Source organism: Amycolatopsis sp. lyj-112, from assembly GCF_046549055.1.
In the GTDB taxonomy this organism is placed as follows: domain Bacteria; phylum Actinomycetota; class Actinomycetes; order Mycobacteriales; family Pseudonocardiaceae; genus Amycolatopsis.
The window spans coordinates 101,363-126,563 of sequence record NZ_JAJPWS010000005.1; the positions used below are offsets into that span (position 1 = coordinate 101,363).

At 67.6% G+C, this 25,201-nt stretch carries 23 protein-coding genes; 9 read left to right on the top strand and 14 right to left on the bottom strand.

What is annotated here, in order from left to right:
• Positions 1-8: 8 nt before the first annotated feature.
• Entirely contained in the window at positions 9-827 is an 819-nt protein-coding gene (locus ACLJRL_RS18935; RefSeq protein ID WP_410657529.1) for a peptidoglycan-binding domain-containing protein, read from the bottom strand.
• Between the two features lie 254 nt (positions 828-1,081).
• Here ACLJRL_RS18935 and ACLJRL_RS18940 point away from each other — a divergent pair, with 254 nt between their 5' ends.
• On the top strand, positions 1,082-1,867 hold the full coding sequence (locus ACLJRL_RS18940; protein WP_410657530.1) for an NBR1-Ig-like domain-containing protein: 786 nt from the start codon (positions 1,082-1,084) through the stop codon (positions 1,865-1,867).
• 51 nt (positions 1,868-1,918) lie between these two features.
• Here ACLJRL_RS18940 and ACLJRL_RS18945 read toward each other — a convergent pair whose 3' ends face one another.
• Positions 1,919-2,983, bottom strand: a complete 1,065-nt coding sequence (locus ACLJRL_RS18945) for a polysaccharide lyase family 1 protein (protein WP_410657531.1) — start codon at positions 2,981-2,983, stop codon at positions 1,919-1,921.
• A 169-nt stretch (positions 2,984-3,152) separates the two neighbouring features.
• On the opposite strand from ACLJRL_RS18945, the gene ACLJRL_RS18950 reads away from it, so the two are divergent.
• Positions 3,153-4,937, top strand: a complete 1,785-nt coding sequence (locus ACLJRL_RS18950; protein WP_410657532.1) for a pectate lyase — start codon at positions 3,153-3,155, stop codon at positions 4,935-4,937.
• A 3-nt stretch (positions 4,938-4,940) separates the two neighbouring features.
• Here the strand turns inward: ACLJRL_RS18950 and ACLJRL_RS18955 are convergent, their stop codons facing one another.
• On the bottom strand, positions 4,941-5,342 hold the full coding sequence (locus ACLJRL_RS18955; protein ID WP_410657533.1) for a winged helix-turn-helix transcriptional regulator: 402 nt from the start codon (positions 5,340-5,342) through the stop codon (positions 4,941-4,943).
• A 136-nt stretch (positions 5,343-5,478) separates the two neighbouring features.
• Between ACLJRL_RS18955 and ACLJRL_RS18960 the strand changes: the two genes are divergently transcribed.
• On the top strand, positions 5,479-5,967 hold the full coding sequence (locus ACLJRL_RS18960; protein WP_410657534.1) for a hypothetical protein: 489 nt from the start codon (positions 5,479-5,481) through the stop codon (positions 5,965-5,967).
• Between the two features lie 26 nt (positions 5,968-5,993).
• Here the strand turns inward: ACLJRL_RS18960 and ACLJRL_RS18965 are convergent, their stop codons facing one another.
• Positions 5,994-6,797 carry a helix-turn-helix transcriptional regulator gene (locus tag ACLJRL_RS18965; protein ID WP_410657535.1) on the bottom strand — a complete coding sequence of 268 codons (804 nt, stop codon included), beginning with the start codon at positions 6,795-6,797 and terminating at the stop codon, positions 5,994-5,996.
• Positions 6,798-6,900: 103 nt separating this feature from the next.
• On the opposite strand from ACLJRL_RS18965, the gene ACLJRL_RS18970 reads away from it, so the two are divergent.
• Positions 6,901-7,293: an SRPBCC family protein gene (locus ACLJRL_RS18970; RefSeq protein WP_410657536.1), complete on the top strand. Its 393-nt coding sequence runs from the start codon at positions 6,901-6,903 to the stop codon at positions 7,291-7,293.
• An 18-nt stretch (positions 7,294-7,311) separates the two neighbouring features.
• Here the strand turns inward: ACLJRL_RS18970 and ACLJRL_RS18975 are convergent, their stop codons facing one another.
• The 3 genes from ACLJRL_RS18975 to ACLJRL_RS18985 all read right to left on the bottom strand — a co-directional run bounded on the left by ACLJRL_RS18975 (position 7,312) and on the right by ACLJRL_RS18985 (position 10,361).
• Positions 7,312-8,712 carry a WXG100 family type VII secretion target gene (locus ACLJRL_RS18975; RefSeq protein ID WP_410657537.1) on the bottom strand — a complete coding sequence of 467 codons (1,401 nt, stop codon included), beginning with the start codon at positions 8,710-8,712 and terminating at the stop codon, positions 7,312-7,314.
• Positions 8,709-9,047: a type VII secretion target gene (locus tag ACLJRL_RS18980; RefSeq protein ID WP_410657538.1), complete on the bottom strand. Its 339-nt coding sequence runs from the start codon at positions 9,045-9,047 to the stop codon at positions 8,709-8,711. The genes ACLJRL_RS18975 and ACLJRL_RS18980 overlap by 4 nt, the downstream gene beginning before the upstream one ends.
• Positions 9,048-9,311: 264 nt before the next feature.
• Positions 9,312-10,361, bottom strand: coding sequence for an Lrp/AsnC family transcriptional regulator (locus ACLJRL_RS18985; RefSeq protein WP_410657539.1), 1,050 nt, complete (start codon positions 10,359-10,361; stop codon positions 9,312-9,314).
• A gap of 115 nt (positions 10,362-10,476) precedes the next feature.
• Between ACLJRL_RS18985 and ACLJRL_RS18990 the strand changes: the two genes are divergently transcribed.
• Positions 10,477-12,024 (top strand): AbgT family transporter, encoded by a 1,548-nt coding sequence (locus ACLJRL_RS18990; RefSeq protein ID WP_410657540.1) that lies wholly within the window; start codon positions 10,477-10,479, stop codon positions 12,022-12,024.
• A 32-nt stretch (positions 12,025-12,056) separates the two neighbouring features.
• On the top strand, positions 12,057-13,199 hold the full coding sequence (locus ACLJRL_RS18995) for a M20 family metallopeptidase (protein WP_410657541.1): 1,143 nt from the start codon (positions 12,057-12,059) through the stop codon (positions 13,197-13,199).
• A 75-nt stretch (positions 13,200-13,274) separates the two neighbouring features.
• Here the strand turns inward: ACLJRL_RS18995 and ACLJRL_RS19000 are convergent, their stop codons facing one another.
• The 4 genes from ACLJRL_RS19000 to ACLJRL_RS19015 all read right to left on the bottom strand — a co-directional run bounded on the left by ACLJRL_RS19000 (position 13,275) and on the right by ACLJRL_RS19015 (position 17,707).
• A complete protein-coding gene (locus ACLJRL_RS19000) occupies positions 13,275-13,721 on the bottom strand; it encodes a hypothetical protein (protein ID WP_410657542.1) in 447 nt (148 codons plus the stop codon).
• A gap of 21 nt (positions 13,722-13,742) precedes the next feature.
• On the bottom strand, positions 13,743-14,582 hold the full coding sequence (locus tag ACLJRL_RS19005; RefSeq protein WP_410657543.1) for an alpha/beta fold hydrolase: 840 nt from the start codon (positions 14,580-14,582) through the stop codon (positions 13,743-13,745).
• Between the two features lie 169 nt (positions 14,583-14,751).
• Positions 14,752-16,068, bottom strand: coding sequence for a phosphoribosylamine--glycine ligase (gene purD, locus ACLJRL_RS19010; protein WP_410657544.1), 1,317 nt, complete (start codon positions 16,066-16,068; stop codon positions 14,752-14,754).
• Between the two features lie 22 nt (positions 16,069-16,090).
• The gene (locus tag ACLJRL_RS19015; RefSeq protein ID WP_410657545.1) at positions 16,091-17,707 is read right to left on the bottom strand and encodes a PLP-dependent transferase; all 1,617 of its coding nucleotides are present in this window, start codon (positions 17,705-17,707) and stop codon (positions 16,091-16,093) included.
• Between the two features lie 406 nt (positions 17,708-18,113).
• Between ACLJRL_RS19015 and ACLJRL_RS19020 the strand changes: the two genes are divergently transcribed.
• Complete coding sequence (locus tag ACLJRL_RS19020; protein WP_410657546.1) at positions 18,114-19,190, top strand: acetyl-CoA carboxylase biotin carboxylase subunit family protein; 1,077 nt, start codon at positions 18,114-18,116, stop codon at positions 19,188-19,190.
• Positions 19,191-19,193: 3 nt separating this feature from the next.
• On the opposite strand, the gene ACLJRL_RS19025 is transcribed toward ACLJRL_RS19020, so the two are convergent.
• On the bottom strand, positions 19,194-22,121 hold the full coding sequence (locus tag ACLJRL_RS19025; protein WP_410657547.1) for an ATP-binding protein: 2,928 nt from the start codon (positions 22,119-22,121) through the stop codon (positions 19,194-19,196).
• Positions 22,122-22,228: 107 nt separating this feature from the next.
• Here ACLJRL_RS19025 and ACLJRL_RS19030 point away from each other — a divergent pair, with 107 nt between their 5' ends.
• Together ACLJRL_RS19030 and ACLJRL_RS19035 are read left to right on the top strand one after the other, a co-directional pair.
• On the top strand, positions 22,229-23,419 hold the full coding sequence (locus ACLJRL_RS19030) for an MFS transporter (RefSeq protein ID WP_410657548.1): 1,191 nt from the start codon (positions 22,229-22,231) through the stop codon (positions 23,417-23,419).
• A 49-nt stretch (positions 23,420-23,468) separates the two neighbouring features.
• Positions 23,469-23,846, top strand: coding sequence for a RidA family protein (locus ACLJRL_RS19035; protein ID WP_410657549.1), 378 nt, complete (start codon positions 23,469-23,471; stop codon positions 23,844-23,846).
• A 7-nt stretch (positions 23,847-23,853) separates the two neighbouring features.
• Here the strand turns inward: ACLJRL_RS19035 and ACLJRL_RS19040 are convergent, their stop codons facing one another.
• The gene (locus ACLJRL_RS19040) at positions 23,854-24,255 is read right to left on the bottom strand and encodes a VOC family protein (protein WP_410657550.1); all 402 of its coding nucleotides are present in this window, start codon (positions 24,253-24,255) and stop codon (positions 23,854-23,856) included.
• Between the two features lie 169 nt (positions 24,256-24,424).
• Positions 24,425-25,180 carry a choice-of-anchor P family protein gene (locus tag ACLJRL_RS19045; RefSeq protein ID WP_410657551.1) on the bottom strand — a complete coding sequence of 252 codons (756 nt, stop codon included), beginning with the start codon at positions 25,178-25,180 and terminating at the stop codon, positions 24,425-24,427.
• Positions 25,181-25,201: the final 21 nt, after the last annotated feature.

Here is a 25,201-nt window from a genome sequence, read left to right on the forward strand (position 1 = left end):
CCGCGCTGTCAGCGCTTGGACTCCTCCCAGGTCACCTTCTTGACCTTCGGGCCGTCGTCCTTGGCGTGGCCGGCGAGGCCGTTCAGACCCTTGAAGTAGTCACCGGCCTGAGCCTGCGCTTGCGGCGACATGTCGGTGTCGCTGATCGCGATGCCGTGGATGTGCTCGACCCAGTTGCCCTGGCTCGGCGTACGGTGCCACGCGGCGAACCCGACCTCACGCAGCGCCTTCACCGCCGCGTCCTTGTTGGAGATGTTGTTCACCGAAATGTCGACCGCGCCGCCGCCGTCGTGGGTGCCACCCGAGGCGCCGACACCGCCGGCGTTGTACGAACCCTGGGTGACGGTGAACTTGACCCCGGCCTTCTTCTCCGCGGCCGCGATCATGTCGGCGGTGCGCTTGTTCACCGTCTTGCCGTCCAGGCTGGTCTTCGCGCCGACGCTGATCGGCGCGGTCACGGTGTAGCGGCCCTTGCCGAGTTCGGTCAGCGAGCCCTTGCCGGGCAGGCCACTGGCGGCCAGGCCACTGTGCCCGAGCGACTTCTGGAACTTCGCGTATGCGGCCACCGTCGACGTGCCGAAGTGACCGTCGACCTGCTTCTTGTCGAGCATGTTCTTCGCCGCCAGTGCCTGCTCGACAGCCTTGACACTCTCACCGGAACCCGGCGTGACCGACTGGTCGGCCTTGTACGGGTCCCACATGGCCGCCTTGACGACGGATTCCATGTTCACCGCGGGTGCGGCCACCGCGGTCTGTCCCGCCGTCATGCCCATGAGCGCGGCTCCGGACAGGGCGGTGAACATCGCGGCGGTTGCCACCTTGCGCATGACCACTCCTTCTGTCGATGCTGCTCCCTGTGAGCAGCTTGTGTCCGACAGTGGCCCGTCCGGGGGCCTGTCCGGAACCTCCTGGACGGAACGTCTGACGTCAAAAACCGCAGGTTGACAACGTTTGACAGTGGGTGGACGGCGACGGATCCGCTGGTCGGCACGGCGATCTCGGGGGAGTTCGCGGTATAGTTGCCCGGCCGCGCAGAGTGACGGAAATCGTGTCCGGATCTGACACGATCGCGAGGGGGAGCGTGCCGAGACTGCAAACGGGAGAGCGGACGCCGGAGCTGGAAGCGTTCATGTCCGAGCTGCGGAAGCTGCGGACGCGCGCCGGGGAGCCGTCTTTTCGGAAGATGGCCGCGAAGTCCGGCGCGGTGTCTCACGCGACCCTGCATCTCACCGTCACCGGACGTCGGCTGCAGCCGTGGGAGACCGTCCGCGAGTTCGTGCGCGCCTGCGACGGTGACGAAGAGGAATGGCACGCCCGATGGCAGGGCGTCCAGCTCGTGCTCTCCGCCGAGAGGGAACCGGCCGCCGAGCCGCCCGCGGCGTGGTGGCGATCGAAGCGGGTCCTCGTGCCCTTGGCCATCGTCCTCATCGCCGCGATCACGGCCGTCGTGGTCGTACTGCTTCCAGGTGAGCAGGAGACGCAGGCCGCCGGGCCGGCCGGGCCGCACCACCCGGGCGACTCGAGCAAGTTCATCGCCGACGTGACCGTCCCCGACGAGACCGTGGTCAAACCGGGTACCCAGTTCGTGAAGGTGTGGGAGGTCAAGAACACCGGCACGGTCGAATGGCGGAAACGCTATCTCCGCCGCACCGATCTCCCGGTCGCCCCCGGTGCTTGTCGCACCCCGGAACGCATCCCGATTAACGACACCGCCCCGCAGCAGCACGTCCAGGTGACGGTGACCGTGAGCACGCCGCCGACGGCCCCGGTCGACTGCAAGGTCTTCTGGAAAATGGTCGACGAGCAGGACCGGGAACTGTTGCCCACGCGCCAGCCGATCTACTTTTCCGTGCTCGTACGCCCCTGAGGCCGCCGGGCACCGCTCCGGAGCACGCAGGCTCCGGAGCGGCCAGGCCGGTCAGGGCTGGATCTTGCCCGCCCCGGCTCCGGCGGTCACGCTGCCCTTGACCGCGCTCGCGGACTCCAGGCTGTAGGAATACGGAATCCCGGCCACGCTCCCGCTCGCCTCGGGCGAACCGGATCCGGTGAACAGGTTCCCGCGTTGCACGAGCGTGCCCGCCGGCGAATCCGCGTAGCCGACCAGCGTCGGTTCGTCGACGTTGTCGAAATGGTTGTTCTCGACCAGCACGCCGGCGTTGCAGGTGGACGCGACGCCGTATTCATTGTCCCGGTAGTAGTTGTTGAAGACGTGCACGGGATTGGCGAAGCGCACCCGCGGATGCCGTGTTCCGGAACCGTCGAAGTAATTGTGATGATAGGTGACGCGGAGTTTGCCGCGATCCTGGCTTCCGTTGTCGTCACTGTGCCCGAGGAGCATGGATTTGCCGTGCCCGTGCACCCTGTTCCAGGAAACCGTGATGAAATCGGACGCGCGCTTGATGTCCACGGCGCCGTCGTATCCGTTGGTGAACGTGTTGTGGTCGACGAGCACGTTGGTCGACGCCTTCTCGACGTTGATCGCATCGTCGTTCCAGCCCCGGAAGGACAGGTTCTGGATCACCACGTTCTTGGATGCGCTCAGAGTCAGGCCACAGCCGGCGATCGTCGCGCCGGAATTGCCGATGATGGACTTGTTCGAGCCCACCTTGAGCATGCCGGAGCAGGAAATGGTGCCGGATACCCGGACGACCGCCGCGCCGGTTCCGCTGATCGCCGAACTCAATGCGGACGCGGAGGTGACCGTGACAGGTGGGGCACCACCGCCGCCGCTGGTACCGCCGTTCTGGCTCGCCCAGCCGATCGGTGCCGCCTGTAGGGAGATTTCCGCATTCGCGCCCGGGGTCACCACCGTCGCCGACGTGACCACCGCCAATGTCAGAACTGAAAGAATCCGAGAAGAGCGCAGAATCATTTCGCCGCCTCCTTGCGGTCGAGAAATGAGAATGTCCGAAAAGGATTGTGATCCGGAATCCGGGCCGAACGGCGCCGAGAACAGGAGACCAATGAACCGGTGCGGCGTCAACAGTCATTCACCGATTGCCGATTCACACTGGTGAATTGCGAGGCCAGGCGCACCGCGGCTCACCGATATTGCTCCAGGCGGACGAACCAGGTTGACGGGAGCGCTCCCAGGTCTCAGGATGCGTTTACAAATGTGGACGACGTTCAGATACATGAATCGAGTTGTGATCATGAGCCTCACGCGCCGCAGCTTCGGTCTCCTCGCCACCGCTGTCCCGGTCGCCGCCCTCGCGGGCGGACACCAGGCGGCCCGGGCCGCCACCCTCGCTCCGGCCGCCGCACCGGGAGTTCCGGTGGCGATGCGACGAGCCGCGGCGTACTTCGACGAGCAGCTTTCCCATCGCGGCGCCTATGTCTGGAGCTACCTGCCCGACCTGTCCCAGACCTGGGGCGAAATGGCGGCCGAACGCACGATGTGCTGGGTACAGCCACCGGGTACGCCGTCGATCGGGCACAGCCTGCTCGACGCCTACCACGCGACCGGTGAGGAGTGCTTCTACCGCGCCGCCGCGCGCACCGGACTCGCGTTGGCGGCCGTCCAGCTGCCCGGCGGCGGCTGGAACTACGTGCACGACTTCGCGGGCACGAAGTCGCTGCGGAAGTGGTACGAGACCGTGGGCGCGAACGGCTGGCGGCTGGAGGAATTCCAGCACTACTACGGAAACGCGACCTTCGACGACGCCGGCACGTCCTCCGCCGCGCAGTTCATCCTCCGCCTGTACCTGGAACGCGGCGATCATCGCTTCCACGCGGCACTCGACCGGGTCCTCAGGTTCGTGGTGAAGGCGCAGATCCGCGGTGGCATCGCCGACGGCGGCTGGCCGCAGCGCTTTCCCCGGTTCGCAGGGGCGGTGAAGGACACGCCGTGGCCCGACGCACGGCCGTCGTGGCTGCCCGGCGACGTCCGGCACGGCATGGAAGACGGTGACTACACCGGCCACGTCACCTTCAACGACGACGTGCTCGGCGAGAACATCAAATTCCTGCTGATGTGCATGTCCACTTTGGACAAGCCGGGGCTGGCCGAACCGATCCGCCGCGCGATGGGCTGCTTGCGCCGCCTCCAGCAACCAGGGCCACAGGCGGGCTGGGCGTTGCAGCACCTGGCCAAGGCGACGGGTGGCAGGCCCGCGGGCGCCCCGGCGGGTGCGCGCTCCTACGAACCGCGCGCTCTGACCACGCACACCACGCAGACCAACGTGCAGCAGCTGTTCCACTACTTCCGGCTCACCGGCGACCACGGCTACCTCGAGCGGGTTCCCGAAGCGATCGCCTGGCTCGACAGCTGCCCGCTCACCGCACAGCAACTCGCGGAGAATCCGTTGCTGGCCGGGCGAACCCACCCGACCTTCGTCGACCTGGGCACCAACCGGGCGCGCTTCGTCCACCGCTTCGGCTCCAACATCCGCAACGGCGCCTACTACACCGACAACGACCACCGCGCGACGCTGAGCCACTATTCCGGCGGCCGCGCGATCGACACCGGTGCCCTGCGCGCCACCTACGAACAACTGAAGTCGCTCACCCCGGCACAGGTCGCCGACCTGAAGGCACGCTCGCCGCTCAGCGGCGTCTCGGTTCCGCTCCCGCGCTACTTCACCCCGCGCGAGCCCCAGCTGACCGACCTCTTCCTCGGCGCACCACCACAGTTGCCGGTCGTCTCGGACGCGGAGGCGACGGCGCTGGTCGGCAGGCTCGGCGGCAACGACTACTGGCTGACCCCGGCGGACGCGATCACCAACCCGTACCGCGGTCCCTCCCCGGCGACGCCCTATCTCGGCAAGGCGTACATGAGCAAGCACGTGGGCGACGTCTACGACACCTCACCGTACGACTCGCTCACCCCGCCCGAAGAGCCGCCGTACCAGCCGAAGGAGCGACCGCTGGTGATCAACGGCAGCACCTATGTCGCGAATATGGGCAAGCTGATCTCCTGGACCGCGGCAGGCCGGTAGCGCCTACCCGATCGCGCCGGCGCAGCCCATCGCCGCATCCGGTGCGGCTTCACCGCGGGTGAGCTGAAGGTGAGCCTCGCCCCAGACCCGGACTCCTTCGACGACGGGCAGGACAGTGGTCCCATAGGGAGTGAGCCGGTAGATGACGCGCGCCGGGACCGGCCCGGTGACCACGCGTTCGACGAGCCCGTCGGCTTCGAGTTCGCGCAGCTGTTCGGCCAGCACCTTGGGCGTGATCGGGGTGCCTCTGCGGCGGAGGCCGGCGAAGTGGGACTCGCCATGGGCGAGCCAGTACAGCAGGGTCAGTTTCCATTTCCCGCCGATCGCGGCGAACGCCGCGGCCATCGGGCAACCGGGAAGCGGGTTGGGGCGCGAGGGGTTACCTGCAGGTGCCTTCTTGTCCATGGCCGTGCTCCACTCGGATAGTCGAACCATGACCGTGCCATATAGACGAATCCTGATAGCGGGCCTTTCGGCCCTCATGCTGGTCGCGACGGCGGTGTCGGGCGACGCTTCACCGTCTCCCGTGTCGCCATCTCTCGTGTCACAGACGGCCGCCGACGGCCAACGAGATTTCGACTGGGAGATCGGCAGCTGGCGCTCCACGGTGCGGGTCCTCGCCGAGCCGCTCTCGGAATCCGCGGACGTGTGGCTCCAGTTCGCGGGCACCAGCGTCGTCCGTCCACTCATGGACCGGCGGGCGGACGCCCTCGAGTTCCAGGTCTCGGGGCCGAACGGGAGCATCAACGCCCTCAACCTGCGGCTGTACGAGCCGCAGGCGCAGCGGTGGAGCCTGACCTTCATCAACATGCGCGACGGGTTGCTCACCCCCGCGGTGTACGGCGGATTCCGCAATGGCGTGGGTGAATTCCACGGCGACGACCAGCTCGGCGGACGTCCGATCAAGGTGCGGTTCCTCATCACCCGCCCGAGCCCGGACGAGGCACGATTCGAGCAGGCGTTCTCGGCCGACGGCGGAACGACGTGGGAAACGAACTGGATGGCCGTGGACCGCCGAATCCGCCGATGAGCAGCGGAGTCGATGACGCCGCTGCTTCAGGCGAGCAGTCTGCGTAGCGCGGTGGGTGTGTGACCCAAGTGCTCCCGCATGGTCCGGCACAGGTGCGCCTGATCCGCGAAACCGAGATCGGCGGCCAGGACGGAGATGCTGGGTTCGCCGGCTTCCAGCCGGTCCAGGGCGCGTGTCACCCGGACCCGGTTTCGGTAGCGGGTCAGCGATACCCCCAGCTCGCGGCTGAAAGCCCGGCTCAGCCGGTACGGCGAGACACCTAACAGAGCGGCGAGGGGAATCAGCCCGCCCGCGGCCGGATGATTCCCCTCGCCGATCACGTCGCGGGCCGCGGCCACCAGTTTCTGGTCGCCGGCACCGACGGAGCCGGGGGTGGTCGTGGCGACGACTCGGTGGACGATCTCGGCCAGCAGACCCGCCAGCCCTTCAGCGGCGGCGTAGTCGGCGTCAGCGGTGCGGATAGCGGCCAGGAGGCGCCGGTGGGCGAGGTCGAGCCTGCCGTCGACGTAGAGCGCCGAACCTTCAAGCCGTGGTGAATCGCCGGCGAGGGCACGCCAGAGCAGGGGTGTCAGGCTGATCGAGGTACAGGCATCCCCGCCGGCGGGGTGGGCGAAGTGCTCTTCCTCGCCGGGCAGCCCGAGATAGCCGACAGCGTGGTCGAGATCCGCGCAGACGCCGCGGACGCGCCGGCGGAACCCACCTTCGCGCACGAGCACGACCCGCACGTCCTCACGCGACTGTTCTTCCGACCAGGCCCGGTGATCATCACGGCAGTCCACCGCCGTGACCGCGAAGTCCGGGCGGCTGACGAGGGCGACGAAGGACAGCACGGCTGGAGGCTAGGCGAAGGCACCGACAATTCCGCAAGGATCTTCAAGACGGGCGCGGCCGCCTCGGCGCAGGATGTGCACACGTCCGACACAGGTAGGAGACATGGCTTCCATCACCCAAGAAATCCTGATCGAGTCCAGCGCCGAGAAAGTCTGGGAGGTGCTCGGCGACTTCGACACCGGTCCCTCGCGGATGGCGCCGGGGTTCGTCGTGGACACCCGGATCGAGGCCGACTGCCGAGTGGTGACCTTCGCCGACGGCACGGTCGTCCGGGAACGGCGGGTCACCGTCGACCACGACTCGCGCCGCATCGTTTACTCGGTCGTCGGGGGCAACGTAGAGCACGACAACGCGGTCATGCAGGTCGTCGCCGACGGCGCCGAGCGTTGCCGGCTGGTGTGGACCCGGGACGTGCTTCCCGACGACCTGGCCGCGCCGATGACCACGGCCATGACACAGGGCATGACCGTGATCAAACGGACCTTGGACGGGTGATGTCGCCGCCCGCTCACGTCACGGCACCGGGAAGAACCCGCCGTAGTGGTTCGGCGAATAGTAGAACTTGCCGTTCTCGTCCTTGATGATGCGATCCGGTTTCACCCGCTGCGACTCCGGCAAGGGTTTCCCGTGGAAGTCCGTGTACTGGTCGGGGTCCCGGATGGGCTTGTTGTCATAACGCGGCGTCGGGTGGACGTCGAATTCGTAGTACTTGCCGTCGTACGGTTTCATCGGCTTTCCGTCCGGCCCGGTCGGCTGGGGAACGTTGCCCTTGCCGTCGTGCGGGAGCCTGCCCTCGTTCCCGATCTTGCTGCCTTCCGCGCCGTGGTTGCCGTAGATCCGGCCACCCCAGGTGGACCCGGCACCGCCCTGGGGATTGTTGCCCAGCCCCAGCGACGAGAGTTTGTTGTCGTCCACCTTGTTGTGCCAGGCGCCGAACTGGCCACTGTCCTGGTGGTCGAGAATCCACTGTTTCGACTTGCGCGCGGCCTCTTGCTGCGCGGGCGTGAGATTGTCGAATTTCCCGAGTTCCGACGGCGGGAGCGGCGGGTTGGGCTGGGGCTTGGGCTGCTTTCCCTTGCCGCCACCACCGCCACCGCGAGTTCCGTTGTACTCGCCGCCCGGTTTCGGGCCGCCGGGCTTTCCGCCCGGGCCGGCCTTGCCCGCGTCGATCTTGCGTAGCGCCTTCTCCGCGTCGGCGAAGATGCCGCTCGCCTTCTTCATCAGCGGGGCGAGGGCGCTCATCGCCTTGACCAGCTTGGTGGTGACGTTGGCGATCTTGGCCGCGGTCTTCGCGACGGCCGCGGCGACCTGGGGCACCACCCAGGCCATCCCGATTCCGAGGGTGAACAGTACTTGCAGCGCCCAGCTGATCAGCCTGCCGATGAGTTCGGCGATGGTGTCGCGGACCAGCGTGCGGACCGCGGTGACCACCTCGCCGCCGATCTTGGTGCCGGAGGACGCTCCGTCCGCGGCCTGCTGGCAGGCCCCGACCAGCGCCGCGATGTCGGCGCCCCGTGTGCGGTAGGCGTCGGCGGAGGTGCCGAACCAGTTCGCCGTGTCGGCGACGACCATCGCGTCCAGATCGCCACTGATCGAGCCCAGTTCACCGGCGACGTTCTGCCAGGTTTCCGCGTGCGCCGCGATCTCGTCCGGCGACCCGGCGAGAGCGTCGAGCGCCTCCTTGAGCGGCCCGACATGCTCCATCAGCCAGCCGACCCCGGCGGCGAGGATGGTGCCGAACGGGTCGAGCGCGGCGGACACGGCGTCCATGGCGGTGCCGACCGCGCCCATCGCGACGGCCGCCCAGTCACCGCTTTCGATCGACGCCTTGAGTTCGGTGGCGGATTCGAGCAGCGGAACGCCGGACACCGCGGTGGTGGAATCCTTCGGTGCGGCGACAAGAGGATTGGTCATCGCTGCTTCGTCTCTCCTGGCATTGTCGCGAGCGCGTCGAGGTGCTGGCGGAGGACTCCGGCGTTCGCGGTGTCCTGTTCGGTGTAGGACTGTTCGGCCGTGCGCAGGTTCGCGGCGGTGGCTCGGACGGCGTCGATCGCGGCCGTGATCGAGTCGACCGTTTTCTCCTCCGCCGGGTTGATGAACGGTGGTACGAACGCGCAGATCAGGCCATAGGCCTCATCCGACATGGCCGCGGTCTTCGCCGCCGCCAGCGCGGTGCCCAGCCGATCGGCGATCCCGTCGACATGCTGTGCGTGCGTGCTGATTTCTCCGGGCACGACCTGGAAATCCATCTGTCACCCCTCGTGTTGCGCCTCCGCGCCATGGTGCACAAGAGCTTCACGGAGAAACATGAACAGAACTCCGAACAGCTCGCCGGAGATGATCTCGTGCCGGGAAATTCCCGGCACCACCGGGGTCCGACAGCGGCCGTGGCACGCGGGTGCTGGACGGCGCCCTCGTCGAGTGACGCCGCCCAGCCGGGTTACCCACCCAGCCCAAGGGAATCTCGGGCGTGTCGATCATGGCATCAGGCACCGACAATTCCGGGCCGTCCGTCACGATCCCGCGAGCACCCCGTCCGGCGAGAGGATGTCGCGGGCGCCTTGCGCCAGCAGATGGTCCTCGTCGCGGTCGATCCACTGACGTCGCAGCACGGAAAGCGTCGTCGACATGTTGAGGCCGTTGATGCCGGGCAGCGCGCCGAGGTCGTCGGTGACGAACCGGGACAGGTGCTCCTCGTCGGTGAACACGCCGTGGTGGAGGACCGAAGCGGGCCCGGCCGTCATCGCGGTGAACCGCCCGTGCCGATGCTCGCCGAGTGCGCTCAATACGGCGGGCACGTGCTGTGGCCGGACGTCCAGGGTGAACAGCGCGGTGATCGGGAAGCCGAGCACGGCGGGTTCGATCTCGACTCTGGGCCGGACGGCGCCGGTCTCCAGCAGTGACTGGATGGTCCGGTAGGCGGTGGACCGGCTGATGTCGAGATCGCGGGCGACCTGCGCCGCGGAGATCCGGCCGTCGTCGAGCAGAAGCCGGAGCGTGCTGAACTCGACCTCGGTCAGCGGCCCCAAAGCGGCAGGCATCGGGCTGGGCACCGAGTCGGCCTGCCCGCGCAGCGCCTCCGCCTGGTCCTCGGGCAGCCGGTGGAGACGCCAGGCCACCGCTTGCCGGGGGGCCCGCAGCACGAGGTGCGACTGGATGGACGCGATACCGGGCGTGTCGGGCAGTGTCCGGGTGAGCAGGCGGCGCATATCCGTGCCAGGCAAGGGATACAGGGTGCAGTAGATATCCGAGTCGCCGGTGGTGATGAACAGGGACTGCACCTGCGGCACCCGTTGGATGGCGGCCGTGACCTCGGTGATCATGCCCGGGCGGCACCGGATCCACACCACGTAGGGGTTGCCGGTGGTGAGCAGCGACCAGTGCACGGTGCAGATGAAACGCAGCAGGCCGAGCTGCTGCAGCCGCTGGATACGACGCCCGGCCGTGCTGGCCGACGTACCGAGGATCTCGGCGACGGTGTTCAGCGTCGCTCTCGGCGCGAGCTGGAGCGCGGCCACGAGGTCGAGGTCGGCGTCGTCCAGGGCGTGCTCCGGTGATCCCATGCGGACAGCCTACACAGAACGATCCTGCCATTTGAAGCCCAACGGTTGACACAAGTGTGCATCGTGATGTGTCATCTCGGACCATGTCACCGACGATGCGTCAGCGGAGGATCCCATGACCGAGACGACGAGGTCCCGGCGTTCGGTGTCGTCGCTGATCCTGCGAGTGCTGGACTTCGTCGACCGGGCGGGCAACAAGCTGCCGCATCCGTTCTGGTTGTTCGTGATCCTGAGCGTGCTGGTGGTGGCGGCCAGCTGGCTGCTGGCCGGCCTCGGCGTTTCGGTGGTCTCCCCGGCGGACGGCAAGGAGATCGCGGTCAAGAGCCTGGTCTCCGACGCCGGGGTCGAAGTGATCCTCGGCAAGCTGATCGACAACTTCGTCAACTTCCCGCCACTGGGGTTGATCGTGGTGGTCATGCTCGGGGTGGCGGTCGCGGACGGCACCGGCCTGCTGCCGGCCCTGATGCGGGCGGCGTTGACGCGGGTGCCGCGCAAGCTGGTGACCTTCTCCCTGGCGTTGACCAGCATGTTCTCCCACGTGGCCGGAGACGCCGCGTTCGTCGTGATGATCCCGCTCGGCATGATCGTGTTCCGCGCGGTCGGCCGCAGCCCGATCATCGGCGCGGTCGTGGCCTATGTGGCCGTCGGCGGTGCCAGCAGCATCAGCCCGGTGATCGAAGGATCGGACGCGATCTTCGCGGGACTGACCACGTCGGCCGCGCACACCATCGACCCCACCTACACCGTCACGCCGGTGTCCAACTGGTACTTCTCCCTGGCGTCGTCCTTACTGCTCGCGATCACGATCACGCTGGTCACGGAATCGGTCGTCACCCGGCGGGTCGCCGCGATGAACGCCGCCGAGCCGGAGCTGACCGACGTCGAGGAACTGCCGGACATGTCCCTGTCCCCGGCCGAGCGCAAGGGCGTCCGCCGGGCGGTCCTCGCCGGGGCGTTGTACGTCCTCGCCGTGGTGGTCGCGGTGCTGCCCGCGGGGTCGCCGCTGCGCGGCGATGACGGGTCCATTGTGGACTCTCTGCTGCTCGACAACATCGCCGTGGTGCTGATGCTGTTCTTCATGGTGATCGGCGCCGTCTACGGCATCACCGTGGGAGCCATCACCTCACCGAAGGACTTCCCGGAGCTGATGGCGCGAGGGCTGCGCGAACTGGTCCCGGTGCTGGTGCTGTTCTTCGCGGTCTCGCAGTTCCTCGGCTATTTCAAATGGACCAACATCGGCCAGGTCATCGCCATCAGCGGTGCCCGCGTGCTCGATTCGCTCGGCGCGCAGCCGGTGGTGATCTTCATCGGCGCCGTACTGCTGATCAGCCTGCTGAACCTGTTGCTCACCAGCGGTTCGGCGATGTGGTCCCTGGTCGCGCCGGTGCTGGTGCCGATGCTGATGCTGCTGGACATCCAGCCGGAGACCACTCAGGCGTTGTTCCGGATCGCCGACGCTCCGACCAACAGCCTCACCCCGATGAGCCCGTACTTCGTTATCGCACTGGGCTTCATCCGCCGCTACCGGCCCTCCGCCGGGATCGGCACGCTGATGTCGCTGGTGCTGCCGCTCGCCGTGGTCAACCTCGTCGTCTGGCTGGGCATGTTCCTGGCCTGGTACGCGCTCGGGATCCCACTCGGCCCCGGCGTCCCCGTTCGATGAACCTTTGCTCCCTATCAAGATTGGCGCTGTCGATGTCCGCGAAACCGTTGTCAGCCTGGTGCCATGAGCACCTCGACGAGTTGCTCGACGACCTGTCCGTGCTGGTCGGCCACGAGTCGCCCAGCACCGGCAAGGCGTTGCTGGACACCACCGCGGACTGGATCGAGGGCTGGCTGCACGACCGCCTCGGCCCGCCCGCCGAGTGGACGCGGCGCGCGCAGGAGGGGTACGGCGACGTGCTGGAGGCGACCTATCCCGGCACGGCAGGGAAACCGGTGCTCCTCATCGGCCACTACGACACCGTGTGGCCGGAGGGGACCCTGGCCGGCTGGCCCTTCACTCTGCAAGGCGGAACGGCTACCGGGCCGGGCGTCTACGACATGAAAGCGGGACTGGTCACCGGGGTCTGGGCGCTGCGGGCGTTGCGCGCACTGAACCTGCCCCATCCCACGGTGACGTTCGTGTTCAACGGCGACGAGGAGCTCGGCAGCCCGGTTTCGCGGCGGCATATCGAAAACGCCGCCCGTGACCGCGCGGCCGCGCTCGTGCTCGAACCGGGGATCGGCTGGGACGTCAAGACCGAACGCAAGGGAGTCGGTACCTTCACCGTCTCCACGACCGGCATCGAATCCCACGCCGGCAACGAACCCGCCGAAGGCGCCAGTGCCGTCCACGCCCTCGCCGAGATCGTCGGGCAGCTGGCCGCGGCGGCGGATCCCGGCGCCGGAACCACGATCAACGTCGGCACCATCGAGGGAGGCACCGCGCGCAACGTCATCGCGGGCCGGGCCCGCTGCCTCGTCGACATCCGGATCACCCAGCAGGCCGAAGCCGACCGGATCGACCAGGTACTCCACGATCTCCGGCCCGCCGATCCGCGCGTCACCGTGGCCGTGACGGGGGAGTGGAGCCGCCCGCCCCTGCGCCTCACCCCCGAGAGCAAGGCGCTGTTCGACCTGGCCGACGAGGTCGCCTGCGATCTACGCGGGCCGCTCGAACCGATCAGCGTCGGCGGCGGCAGCGACGCGAACTTCCTTGCTGCACTGGGCGTTCCGGTGCTCGACGGGCTGGGTAGCAGCGGCGCCGGCGCCCACGCGCGCCACGAACACGTGGTCGTCGACGTCATTCCGGACCGGGTCGCGCTCGTCGCCGGTCTGCTGACACGGCTTGGGTGAGTGCCGCATTGTTGAGTGGGGAGGATTTGGGCCGTTGGACGGCCCAAATCCTCCCCGCTCAAGGCAGGCCGCGCCTCAGGTGTCAGCTGAGCCGATTTCTGCTTTCAGGTCCCGCAGCGCAGTTTCGTAGTGGCGACGGTCGAACTGGAACGGCCCGAATCCGGTGTAGTCACGGGTCGCGCGATGGGGTTGTTCGAAGCCGTCCCACTGCACCAGATCGTCTGTCACTGTGATGCGGGCCAGGAGCGGCCAGCATCCCCACTCGCCACATGCGCAGCCGAGCACGGGCGTCTTCGGCCCCACCGAGTCGGCGGACCGTCCGAGGAAGTGCTCATCCAGAGGCCCGAACCGGAAATACTGCGGAATGAGGCCGCCGTAGGCATCGCCCGCGGGCTGCATGTCCGCGTCGATCTCGTACGCATCGACCAGTTCGGTGAGTAACACGCCGTCGATGCGCGGGATCACCACCAGCGGGCCAGGCTCGCGCACTTGACGGTCGAAGCGAATCTCGTTGCCGGACATAGCGTGATTCTGCCCGCCGAGCTAGGTCGTGAAGAAGTCGGCGAGGGCGCGGGCGATCAGGCCGGGGGAGTTCTCGGTGGGGATGTGGCTCGCTTCCGGGACACGTATAAGCGTGGTTCGCGGGATCTCCAAGGCGAACTTCTCGGCGTACTCCACCTTCTCGAAGGCGTCGTCCTCGCCCCAGATCAGCGACTTGGGTGTCGTGGACCGCTGCAGCGCGGGAACGAGATCGAGGGTGTAGCGGCTTTCGGCCGCGCCTGCCATGGCCAGCCACGAGCGTCGGCCCCGCGGATCGGCCCACGGTTCGAGATACTCGGCGATCACCTGCTCGGTGGCGGCACCGGCCAGGTCCGTCGTCACGGCCTGGCGGCGGGCGGCGAGGAACTCGTCGCCGGTGGTCGGCGCGGAGGCTTCCCGGTCCAGGAGCCTGGCCACGTGGGGCGCGGGCCAGGAGTCGTAGGTGACCGAGTTGACCAACGCCAGCCGGGAGATCTCCAGCTGATCGTGAGCGAGGAGATGCTGGGCGACGGCGCCGCCGATGTCATGACCTGCCAAGGCGATCGGTCCGGGGATCTTCAGCGCGGACACGAATCGGGCCGTCCACTCCGCGAGGGCCGGGACCGTGGCCGTTTCCAGGGTGAGCTCGCCTCCCGAGCGTCCCATTCCGGGAAAATCGACCGCGAACGGACGGAGGCCCGCCTCCGCGAGATGGCTCAGTACGGGAAGCCAGACCCGGCTCCAATACGTTCCGTGCAGCAGCAACACGGCCGGGCCATCCTGCCCCGCGGTCAGATAACCGGCTGTTTCGCCGTCGACCTGGACCGCGGCCCTCCGGACGTCCGTTCCCGTGGTTTCTCCCATGAGACCACTGTGGACCGTGACCCGCCTCGCGGCCGAGAGCCCGAAAAGACATTCATGGCAACATTCCTGCCATTCGCGTTACCGCCGGCTCGCCCCAAGAGCGTTTAGTCCTCTAGTCGCGGTCCTTGCACGCGCAACTACCGCAACTAGAGGACTAAACGCGGGGGAGTCAGTCCCACGGCATGGCCTTGGCGATGTCGTTGCGGTACCTGATGCCCTGGAAGTTCACCTCGGCAATGGCCAGGTAGGCGTTGACCGCCGCGTCTTCGATTGTCGCGCCGCGACCGACCAGGTTGACGCATTTGCCGCCGTCGGTGACCAGCCGGCCGTCGGGCTTGGTGCGGGCCGAGCCGTAGAATACGCGGCATCGGTCCTGGTCGACGGCATCCAGACCGGTGATCGGGTAGTTCCGGCCGTACTCACCGTAAGGCCAGCCGGGATAGGACTTGCCGGGTTCGCGGGTCGGTCCCTGGCTGGCGACGACGTTGACGAAGCACTCGTCGGTGATGGTCAGCGGGGGTTGCAGACCGAGCTTGCCGTCCAGAATGGCGGTACAGACTTCGGTGAAGTTGGTGGTGATCCGGGGGAACACCACTTCGGCTTCCGGGTCGCCCATGCGGGCGTTGATCTCGATCAGGTAGAGCTGGTCGCCGACGAGCATGCAGCCGACATAGATCACCCCGGTGTAGTCGAGTCCCTCGGCGTTGATCGCGGCCAGCAGCGGCCGCATCATCTGCCGCTCGAACCTTTCGATCTCTTCAGGAGTGTCGTCGGGGCTCGGCGAGAAGGCGCCCATCCCGCCGCACATGACGCCGTGGTTGCCGTCGTCGGACAGGGGATAGTCCACCGCCATCGGCAACATCAGGTGGTGTTCCCCGCCGACCAGCGCGAAGTACAACAGTTCCCTGCCGACCAGCTTCTCCTCGATGATGATGGTGTCCCCGCCGGGACCGAAGTCCCGGGTGACCATCAGCCTGGTGATCGCGTCGATCGCCTCGGCCTCGGTCTCGCAGATGAAGACCCCGTTGCCCTGGCACGACTCGTTGCCCTTGACCACATGTGGCGCGTCGACCGAGCGGACGTACTCGATGGCCGCTTCCGGATCCTCGAAGTACCGGTAGCCGGCGGTCGGAATGCCGTACTTGAAGCACAGTTCCTTGGTGAACTTCTTGCTGGACTCGAGGCGGGTCGCGGACCTGTCCGGGCCGATGGTCGGAATTCCGCCGGCGCGCAGCGCGTCGATGAAGCCTTCGGTCAGCGGCCTGGGATGAGCCACCATGGCCAGGTCGGCGTCGATCTGTTGTGCGTACTCGACCACCGGGCCGGGGTCGTACATGTCCAGCCAGGGGGCGGAGATGATGCGATCCTCGCTGATCGCCCCGCAACCAGGGACGAGGTGAGCCGTGACGTCCGGGTCGGTTCGGACGAACAGGTCGGCGAAGGCGTGGCCTCTGCCGGTGTAGTCGATGATGAGCACGTTACGCATAGGAGGCTTCCGTTCCGGGCGGTTACGAGATTCGAGAAACTCGCGTCGGTTCGTCGTTCGTGAAATCGGTGAGCGACTGACCGACGTGGTCGTCCAGCGCCTGGGCGAACGCCTTGGCGAGCGATTCGACCTGGTCCCCACGGTCGCCCAGATAAAGCCGCAGGAAGGGAGGCTCGCCCTCGGCGAAGGCATCCGCCGCGGATATCCTCGGGGTCGAGAAACCGAAACTGGCTCCCTTGGTCAGCTGCACACCCAAGCGGCGGGCGTGCGTGAACACCCGGTCGAACAACACGTTGAGCTCGTCTCTCGTGTTGCGTTCCCGCTCGTGGAACAGGAACGTGATGCACCCGCCCGCGTATGGCAGCCGTTCGGCGATCCTGGCATCGGGGTGATCGGGAAGGCCGGGGTAGCTGACCTTGCCGACGTCGGTGACCCGGTGATCGTCGCGCAGCAGGGTGGCGGTCCGCAGCGCATTCGCCCCGATCCTCGTCATGCGCCTGCGGTAGAAGGACTTCGGGTATCGCGGGAACAGGTCGGCGCCGTGCCGGTAAAGGATCAAACCCGTATTGCGGCGTTGCCGGTCGAACGCTTCCCCCAGTTCGATCGGGTAAGCCACCACGCCGGCCATTCCCGCATCCATGCCGAGCTGCAGATACTTCGACGCGCTTTCGTAGTACAGCACCTCGACCGCGTCGTCGCTGGCCAGCAGTTCGGCAGGCAGGCCGCCGGAGAGCATGGTGCCGTCGATCACGACCGTGGTCCGCTCGAGGACCACCGACCGCAGCCGGGCGAGCAACCCGGGCAGGTCGATCATCCGCTGCTGCGCGGTGTTCGCCAGCGGGTCCACGAAAATCGCTCGCGGGCGGTATCGGACGACATCGGCGATGATCTCTTCGATGCTGTACCCCGCGGCCCGTTCGACTTGGATGAACGGCAGTGTGGTCAGCTGTTCGGACGCCTCGAAGTAGATGTACGGCGCCATCAGGACGTGGTCGCCGCTCCGCAGCCGCTCCCTCAGCAGGAAGCACTCCACCAGGGTGTAGGCGGCGACCCCGGACGACGTGGCGCTCACCGAATGACTTTCCGGCGACAGGCCGAGGATTTCGAGCAGTTGTGCCTCGACCTGATGCACCGAATTGTGCTCGTAACGCTCGTAGTTGACCCGTGGTGATCCCTGCGCCCGGAGATCGAAGAACTGCACGGCCAGGGACTGGTCGAAGGCGGCGGAGCGCCATTCCAACGCGCCCCGGACATACGAAAGCGTGGCGAGCCCGAATCGGAGAGCCAGCTCACCCGTGGACTGGTCGTTCACGTCGATTTCGGACCGCGTGAGAAGCGACTCCCGTTGCTCGGCGATGCGCTTTCCGGCTTGCCGGGCGGAATCCGTCAGCGCGGTGATCACCGGTTCGTCCACCGGTAGCGCGTTGCGCTCGCAGTAACCGACGTACTCCTCGATGTCGCGTCGCGCGGCACGCAACCGCCACGCGCAGCTGTCGAGCGCCTGGACCAGGTCCGCGACCTGATCGGGCTCGCCGAGTTCGGTGGCCTCGTCGACCGGTGCCGGCCTGTCGGATGCGACGCCGTACAGAAGCCGAGGCTCACCGCCATCGTCGGCCGGCGACCTGGTGTGCTCTGGCACGTGGTCCTCCAACTTTCCTGGCCTGTACGCAGTTGTCCACCGCCAAGGCTGCCCAACCGGACATCGTCACGTCGTCTCTTATGCTGCTTTGACCTCAAGCCGGGGATCTCATTGTTCTGAACTGCGCGATCGTGACGCCACGTCGACATCGGCCTGCCCGCCGGGGCACACTTGCCGGTGCCGGAAAATAGGGGGCTATTCGCGAATCAAGAAGTCCATTCGCGGCGAGGGGTATGTGATGGGTCCCAGGAAAGTCGAACCAGGCGAACGGACGCGTGTTCTTTACCTGGGATGGTGGAATGAGGTTGCCGATTCACTGTCCCGCCATCATTGTGACACCGCCTTCGTCGTAGCCGCGTCGGACGCTGAAGCCCCGGCGAAGCACGGGTTCACGGGGAAGGTCGTCGTGGTTTCCGATCCGGCCCGTGTCGACGACGTGGTCTCGGGCCTCCTGCGCGAGTCGGTCGACGCGCGCGAATTCGACATTGTCTGCAGCGAGTACGAGACGTGTATCGTGCCGGCGGCGGTTCTCGCCGAAGCGTTCGGCCTGGCGGGAATTCCGATCACCACGGCCGTCGCCCTGCGGGACAAGATGGTCCAGAAGAACCTTGTCCGGAGCGCCGGTATCCCGGTGGCGGAATGCCGGACCGTTGTCTCCGCCACCGATTTGGCCATCGCCGACGGCGACTCCCCGTTCGTGGTGAAGCCCCTCGCCGGATCTTGTTCCCAGCTGACCTATTCCGTGCGGGACGGGGAATCGCTCGAGCGGGCCAAGAGCGCCATCGCCTCGTCGGGGCAGCACGGTCCGTGGCTGGTCGAGGAGTTCATGGCAGGAGACGAGCTGCATTTCGACGGCGTCGTGCGCCATGGCGAGGTCCGGTTCCTGGGAATTTCGCGGTACCTGCAGAACGTCATCGACATCCGCAACGGCGGCCTCGTCGGCTCGGTCACCGTCGACCCGACGACCAGTGCGAGTCTCTACGAGCAGGCACTCGAGCTCACCACCGGATCGCTCGAGGCCTTGGGGCACACGGACGGCGTATTCCACCTCGAGGTGTTCGAGCACGAGGGCAGGCTCGCGTTCAGCGAGTGCGCGGGCCGCATCGGCGGCGGGATGGTCTACGAGACGACGCAAGCGAAATTCGGTGTCGACCTGTACGACGAGTGGGCGAGAGCGGTCCTCGGCCTGCCGTCGGCAATCTCGGCGGGCCGGTCGGACACCAGTCCGTACGGCTGGGTGCAGTTGATCGCCCACCCCGGACGCGTCACGTCGATGCCGGATTCCGACGATCTCCGGGCGTATCGGGGTGTCGTCGCGGTACAGGGGAACCTGCGGGTCGGTGACACCGTCCCGGACGTGTCCGCCGCGTCGCATCTGCGAGCTGCCAGGGTCGTCATGCGGGGTGAGGACGAGAACGGGCTCGCGGACGATATGCGTGGCCTCGCCGCGTGGTTCAGTGACCAGGTGAAGGTGGCGTCCTGATCATCAGTCGAGCAGGTGCATGCGGTGCGCGACGGTGGCGGCCTGCACGCGGCCGCTGACCTCCAGTTTGCCGAGGATGTTGGAGACGTGCGCGTTCACCGTCTTGACCGCGATGAACAGCTCCTCGCCGATCTGGCGATTGGTGCGCCCGTCCGCGACGAGCTGAAGCACCTCGATCTCACGCTCGGTGAGTCCCAGGCGCCGCCGGTTGCGCTCGCCGAGCTCATCTTCGGAACCGGCGACGTCGCCGGACTCGGGCAAGCGGATGCGTGCCGCCTTCGCCAGCCGGTCTATCCGGGTACGGAGCGGGTGCGCGCCGAGCAGGCTGACACGTTCGGTGGCGCCACGAAGCCGTTCGGCGATCTGCTCGTGCTCGCCGGCGTCAGCGGCGGCTTCCGCGGCTGACACCAGCGCTTGGGCTTGCGGGTACGGCTCGGACAGCTCACCGAACGCGGCCGCGGCGTGATCCCAGGCCGCTCGATCAGAGCGGCCGAGCGAGCGGGTCAGCTCGGCGGTGAAGAGGAGCTGAAGGGCCTGCTGCGCCGGGCCGATCACCGGCAGCCGGGCCGCGACCGCCCGAAGGTCGGCCAGCAGCGCGCCGCCGGCCGCGGTGTCCGTCCCCGCCACTCGCGCTCCGGCGGCGAGCAGCGGCCAGAGCCAGCGAGGGCTCTCTTCGATTCCCTTGCTCGCCAGTGCGCGCGCGGCGATCTCCACCGAGGCTTCCCGCCTGTCCTGTGCCAGTCGCAGGTCCACCTCCAAGCGGGCGAGCGGGAGGAGGTCCTGCGTATCGGCATGGCCATCGGAGAACACCGTGCGGGCGTAGTCGCTCGCGGCCTGTGCTCGTGCCAGGTCGCCGCGGGCAAGTCCGATCGTCCCCCGGAGGATGTGCAGGTAGGCGTGAGAGCTGGGAATCGGCGGGAACTCGAGGACGTGCTCGATGATCTCGCCTGCTTCCTCCCACCGGCCCAGGCACAGCAACGCCTCCGCGAGATTGGCGGCGTGAATGGGGCCGGAGGTGCGGGTCAACCCGGCTTGGGTGCACGTCGCGAGCCCACGCTGGGCGCTGTCGACCGCTCGCTCGTACCGGCCGGCGCCCTGGAGCAGATCGGCCTCGCGCCGCAAAGCGTGCTGGACCGCGATGTGGTCGCCACGGCGTTCAGCGGTCTCGCGCGCTTGCTCGATGCGGGGGAGCTGCCCGTCGATGTCGCCGGTCCGCGCATGGGAATACGCGAGGTCCACCGTGGCCACGGCCTCGGACCGGACGTCGCCGGCCTGCCGCGCCGCGCGGATCGCCTCCTGGGCGGCTGCCCGGCCTTCTTCCTCCCGCGGCACGGTCAGCAGGCGGTTCACGAGCGTGGCGAGGACGGAGGTCCTGGCCGGGTGCTCGGCAGGGACGAGCCGGGCGGCTTCCCGCAGGTCGTCAAGCCCGCCCGGCCGGCCGAGCGCGTGGCACAACTCGCCGCGATGCCTGAGCACCTGTCCGAGGCGGGCGGGCTCGGCGGGGTCGATCTCCGCGAGCGCCTCGTCGATCAACGCCGTGGCCTCGGCGCCCTCGCCGGCGAGCATCGCCGCTTCGATCGCCTTCTGCAGCACCGTGACATGGTCGGCACCCACCTCGGTGGCGGCCTCGGGGACGCGATCCCACAGCTCCAGCACCCGGGTCAGCATGCGCCGCTCTTCCGCGTGGGCCAGCGATTTCCGCGCTTCCCTCGCGGCCTGCCACGCGGACGTCAGTGCCTTGGCGGGATGCTGCCTCGCCCCCGCGTACCAGTGGTGGGCCAGCTCGACCGCGACACGTCCCGGCGGGGCGAGCCGCGGGTGCTGCTCGAACACTTCCGCATAACGGACGTGCAGCTGGCCACGTTCTCCAGGCAGCAGGTCCTCGTGGACTACTTCCCGGATCAACGCGTGCCGGAACACGTACGCGTCGTCATCGACGACCATGAGGTTCGACGCCACCGCCGGGCGAAGCGCGTCGGACAGCGCGGTGTCGTCGAGGCCCGTGACAGCAGCCAGCAGGTCATGACCCACGCGGACGCCTCCGGTGGCCGCGGCGCGGATGACATCCTGGGTGTCGGCTGGAAATCGCTCCAGCGGGCTCACCAGGAGGTCCCGGACCGACTTCGGCAGCCGTGAAGTGGGCCGGCCGGCATAGGGCAGCAACGCCTCGACGAACAGAGGATTTCCCTCGCTGCGCGAGAAGATCTCGTCGCGAAGCGAGCTCTCGGGTTCTTGGCCGAGCAGGCCGAGCAGCTGCGCGGTCACGCCTGCTTGGGTGAGCCTGCCGAGATCGAGCCGTCGCACCCACGCCACGCGGGCCAGTTCGGCCAGTACCCGGCGTCCCGGGTGGTCGCGATCCAGGTGCTCGCTTCGATACGTGACGATCGTGAGCAGCTTCGGTGTCGCCTGCTGGTTGCTGATGATGAAACTCAACAGGTCCCGGCTGGACTGATCCGCCCAATGGAAGTCCTCGATGACCAGGACGACCCGCCTGTCCTCGGCGATCGCCTCCAGCAGCGCGAGGAACTGCTCGAACAGGCGGGCCCTTGCCAGCTCCGGGCTGTCGCCAAGGTCTTCCGGGATGCCGAGGGCCGGCAGCAACCGGCACAGCTCACCCACATCGCCGCGGGGCAACAACTCGATCACGCCTGCCACCCCGAGGTCTCGGACCAACCCGCGCAGCACGGCGGTGAACGGCGCGAAGGCAAGGCCGGTGTCGCCGAGGTCCAGGCAGCCGCCGGTGAGCACCGTTGTCGGCTCGGGCAGTTCCGTCGCGAACCGCGCGATCAGCGTGGACTTCCCCACTCCGGCTTCCCCGTTGACCAGCACGGTGGCGGGAACCCCGTCGCCGGTCCGGGTGAAGGCGTCGGTGAGCGTGGCAAGGTCCTGCTCCCTGCCCACGAAGACGGAATTCGCCGAGCCGGTGCTCATGCGGCCCGCCGCCCTAGGTAGGTAGGGAGGGTGCCCGGCACATCTAGGTACCCGAAGGGGAAACCTGACCGATACCTACCGCGGCCGTTCCACGCGACGCTGTGTACATGACGACCACTGCCGAACTCGCCGCCCCGGGTAAAGCTCATCTGCCGCCGATCCTGAGCCGTCCGATGCTCTTGCTGCTGCTGGCCTCGTTCGGTGCGCTCACGAACTTCTTCCTGCTCCTGTCAGTCGTACCACTGTACGTAGGAGGTTCGGACGCGGGCGGCCTCGGTGCGGGTCTGTCCACCGGCGCGATGATGCTCACCACCGTGCTGCTGGAACTGGCCGCGCCGAAGTTGCTGACGCGGCTGGGATATCGAGCCGTGCTGGGGCTGGGGCTGCTCCTGCTGGCGGTTCCCTCGCTGCTGCTGATCGTCTCACCGGCGATGGAGCTGGTAGTCCTGGTTTCGCTGATCCGGGGTGCGGGGTTCGGGCTCATCGTGGTCACCGGCGGTGCGCTCGTCGCCGAACTGGTCCCGGCCGAGCGCCGCGGGGAGGGCCTTGGCCTGTACGGGGTCATCTGCGCGGTACCCGCCATCGTGGGGCTCCCGGCCGGAGTGTGGCTCAGCGATCACATCGGGTTCTCGGCGGTGTTCGTGGCCACGACGGTGATCGGGCTTGCCGGGCTGCTCGTCGTACCCCTGTTACCGGCCAAGGCCGCACAGATCGAGGAGGAGCACCGGGTCCTCAGGGGGATCACTGGTGCACTCGCCCGGCCGACGATCATCTTCACCGCACTCGCGGTGGCGGCGGGCGTGTTCGCCACATTCCTGCCGCTCGCGGTTTCGCAGGAGTCGCGACGGCTGGCCGCGCTGGCTCTGCTCGTCCAGTCCTGTGTGGTCCCGCTGGCGCGGTGGGCCGCGGGCTGGATCGCGGATCGCCACGGCGCGTCCCGGCTGCTGGTTCCGGCTGTCCTCTCGGCGGCCTGCGGTACCTCGTGCATCGTGTGGCTGGACAGCCCGCTCACGGTGATCGTGGGGATGGTGCTCTTCGGCATCGGTTTCGGTGTGGTGCAGAACGTGACCATGGTGATGATGTTCGAGCGCGTCAAGGAGGCCGAGTTCGGCCGGGCGAGCGCGCTGTGGAACTTCGCGTACGACGCCGGGCTCGGCATCGGTGCCGTGGGCTTCGGTTTCGTGGTCGGACCTGTGGGCTACCCGGTCGGATTCGGGCTGACCGCGGTGGTGCTGCTGGTCGCCATCATCCCGGCATTGCGCGACCGTAGGCATGCCGAGGCGCCCGCGGGTAATTGAGCATGCGCGCGGAAGACATCTCGGCGAAAGGCTCCCTAGCATTTCCGCCATGAACTTCACCAATGTGGACCCCGCGCATCTCGCGGATCCCGGGCTCTCCCAAGGGGCCCTTGTCAGCGGCGCCGACCGGTTGCTGTTCATCACCGGGCAGGCGCCGTTGTCCGCCGGCGAGGCGGTCCCAGAAGGCTTCGAGGCCCAGTGCCGCCTGGTGTGGCGCAACGTGCTGTCGGTGCTGCACGAGGCCGGAATGTCCGTGGAAAATCTGGTCAAGGTCACCACCTACCTCGCCGATCGCGAGGATCGGGAAATGAGCTCCAAGATCAGGCAGGAGATTCTCGCCGGCCACCGACCGTCGCTGGGGATCATCATCACCGGTTGCTGGGACGAGTCCTGGCTGCTGGAGATCGAGGCCGTCGCGGCGGCATGACGTCGGTTCAGTCTTCGAAGCCCGCGGGGTCGAACCAGACGATTTCCCACATGTGGCCGTCGGGGTCGTAGAAGCTGCGGCTGTGCATGTCATGCGTGTCCGGCTGCTCGACCGGAGACCCGCCCGAGGCGAGTGCCTTGTCCACGAGGGCGTCGACTTCTTCCTGGCTGTCCACCGACAGCGCGAGAATCGTCTCGGTGACCTTCCAGGCGTCAGCGACCTCGCGCTTGGTGTACTTACTGAAGATCTTCTCGGCCAGCACCATCACCTGGATCTCGTCGCTGATCACCACACACGCGACATCTTCCTCGGTGAAATCCGGGTTCATGGAGTAGCCGAGCGCGGAGTAGAAGCTCTGCGCCTTCTCCACGTCCTTCGACGGCAGGTTGATGATGATTTTCGTCGACATTGTCTATTCCTCTCCTTCTTTGTCGGTGTTCACTCGCGTGTCCCGATCTTCGCCGTCGACCACCGGGACCGGCACCTCCGAGCGTGCCGCAGGCCGCAACCAGGAAGTACGTGAAGGCCCCCTTCCTTGCTCTAGACGCAAGGAAGGGGGCCTTCACGTACTTCTGGGGTCAGCCGGTGACGTCGAGGTGAGCCTTGGCCGGGGTGGGTGTGGGGGCCTTGCCGTCGGGGGTGGGCCTGTCGCCGGCGGGCTTGGACGTGGTCGCCGGGGCGCTCGGCTTGGTGGTGCTCGGCTTGCCGGGGGTGGGCTCGGTGGTGGAGCCGCCGCCGTTGTCGCCGTCACCCTTGCCCGCGGCGCAGGTCACCGAGGCGAGGTCGAGCGTCTGGATGCCGTCGACGCTGATCGACAGCGCGGTGACGGTGAACGAGCCGTCCTTGTGCTTGACCTGCTTGTTCAGCGTGACCGAGGCCAGCCCCGGAACGCCGACGGCGGTGTTCGGCGCGGCGGCGACGTCGAGCTTGATACCGCCGATGTTCGCCTTGGCGAGCGAGGAGGCGCCCTTGCCGGCCTTGCACTCCGCTTCGATGGCCGATGCGCTGACCAGCGGCTTGCCCTGCTGCCCGATGAGCCCGGCGAGGTTCACGTTGACGTCCTTGATGCTGGCCCTGGCCTTGTCTCCGCCCGCCTGCGCGTTGAGCAGGGTGAGCTTGACCAGCTGCAGAGGCAGGGAGAACTCCGCGAGTGACTTCTGCTGGAAGCCGTCCGAGCCGTCGACCGCGGGGACCGGGTCGATCTTCAGCAGGCCGGACGCCGACAGGGCGAACGCCGAGCTGCCGTGTCCGGTGGCACCGGCCACGGGGGCGATGGCCGTGAGCGCTACCGCGCTGAGGGCGATTCCACCGACGAGAGCTTTTCTGGGGAACAAATCAGTACCCTTTCAAGAATT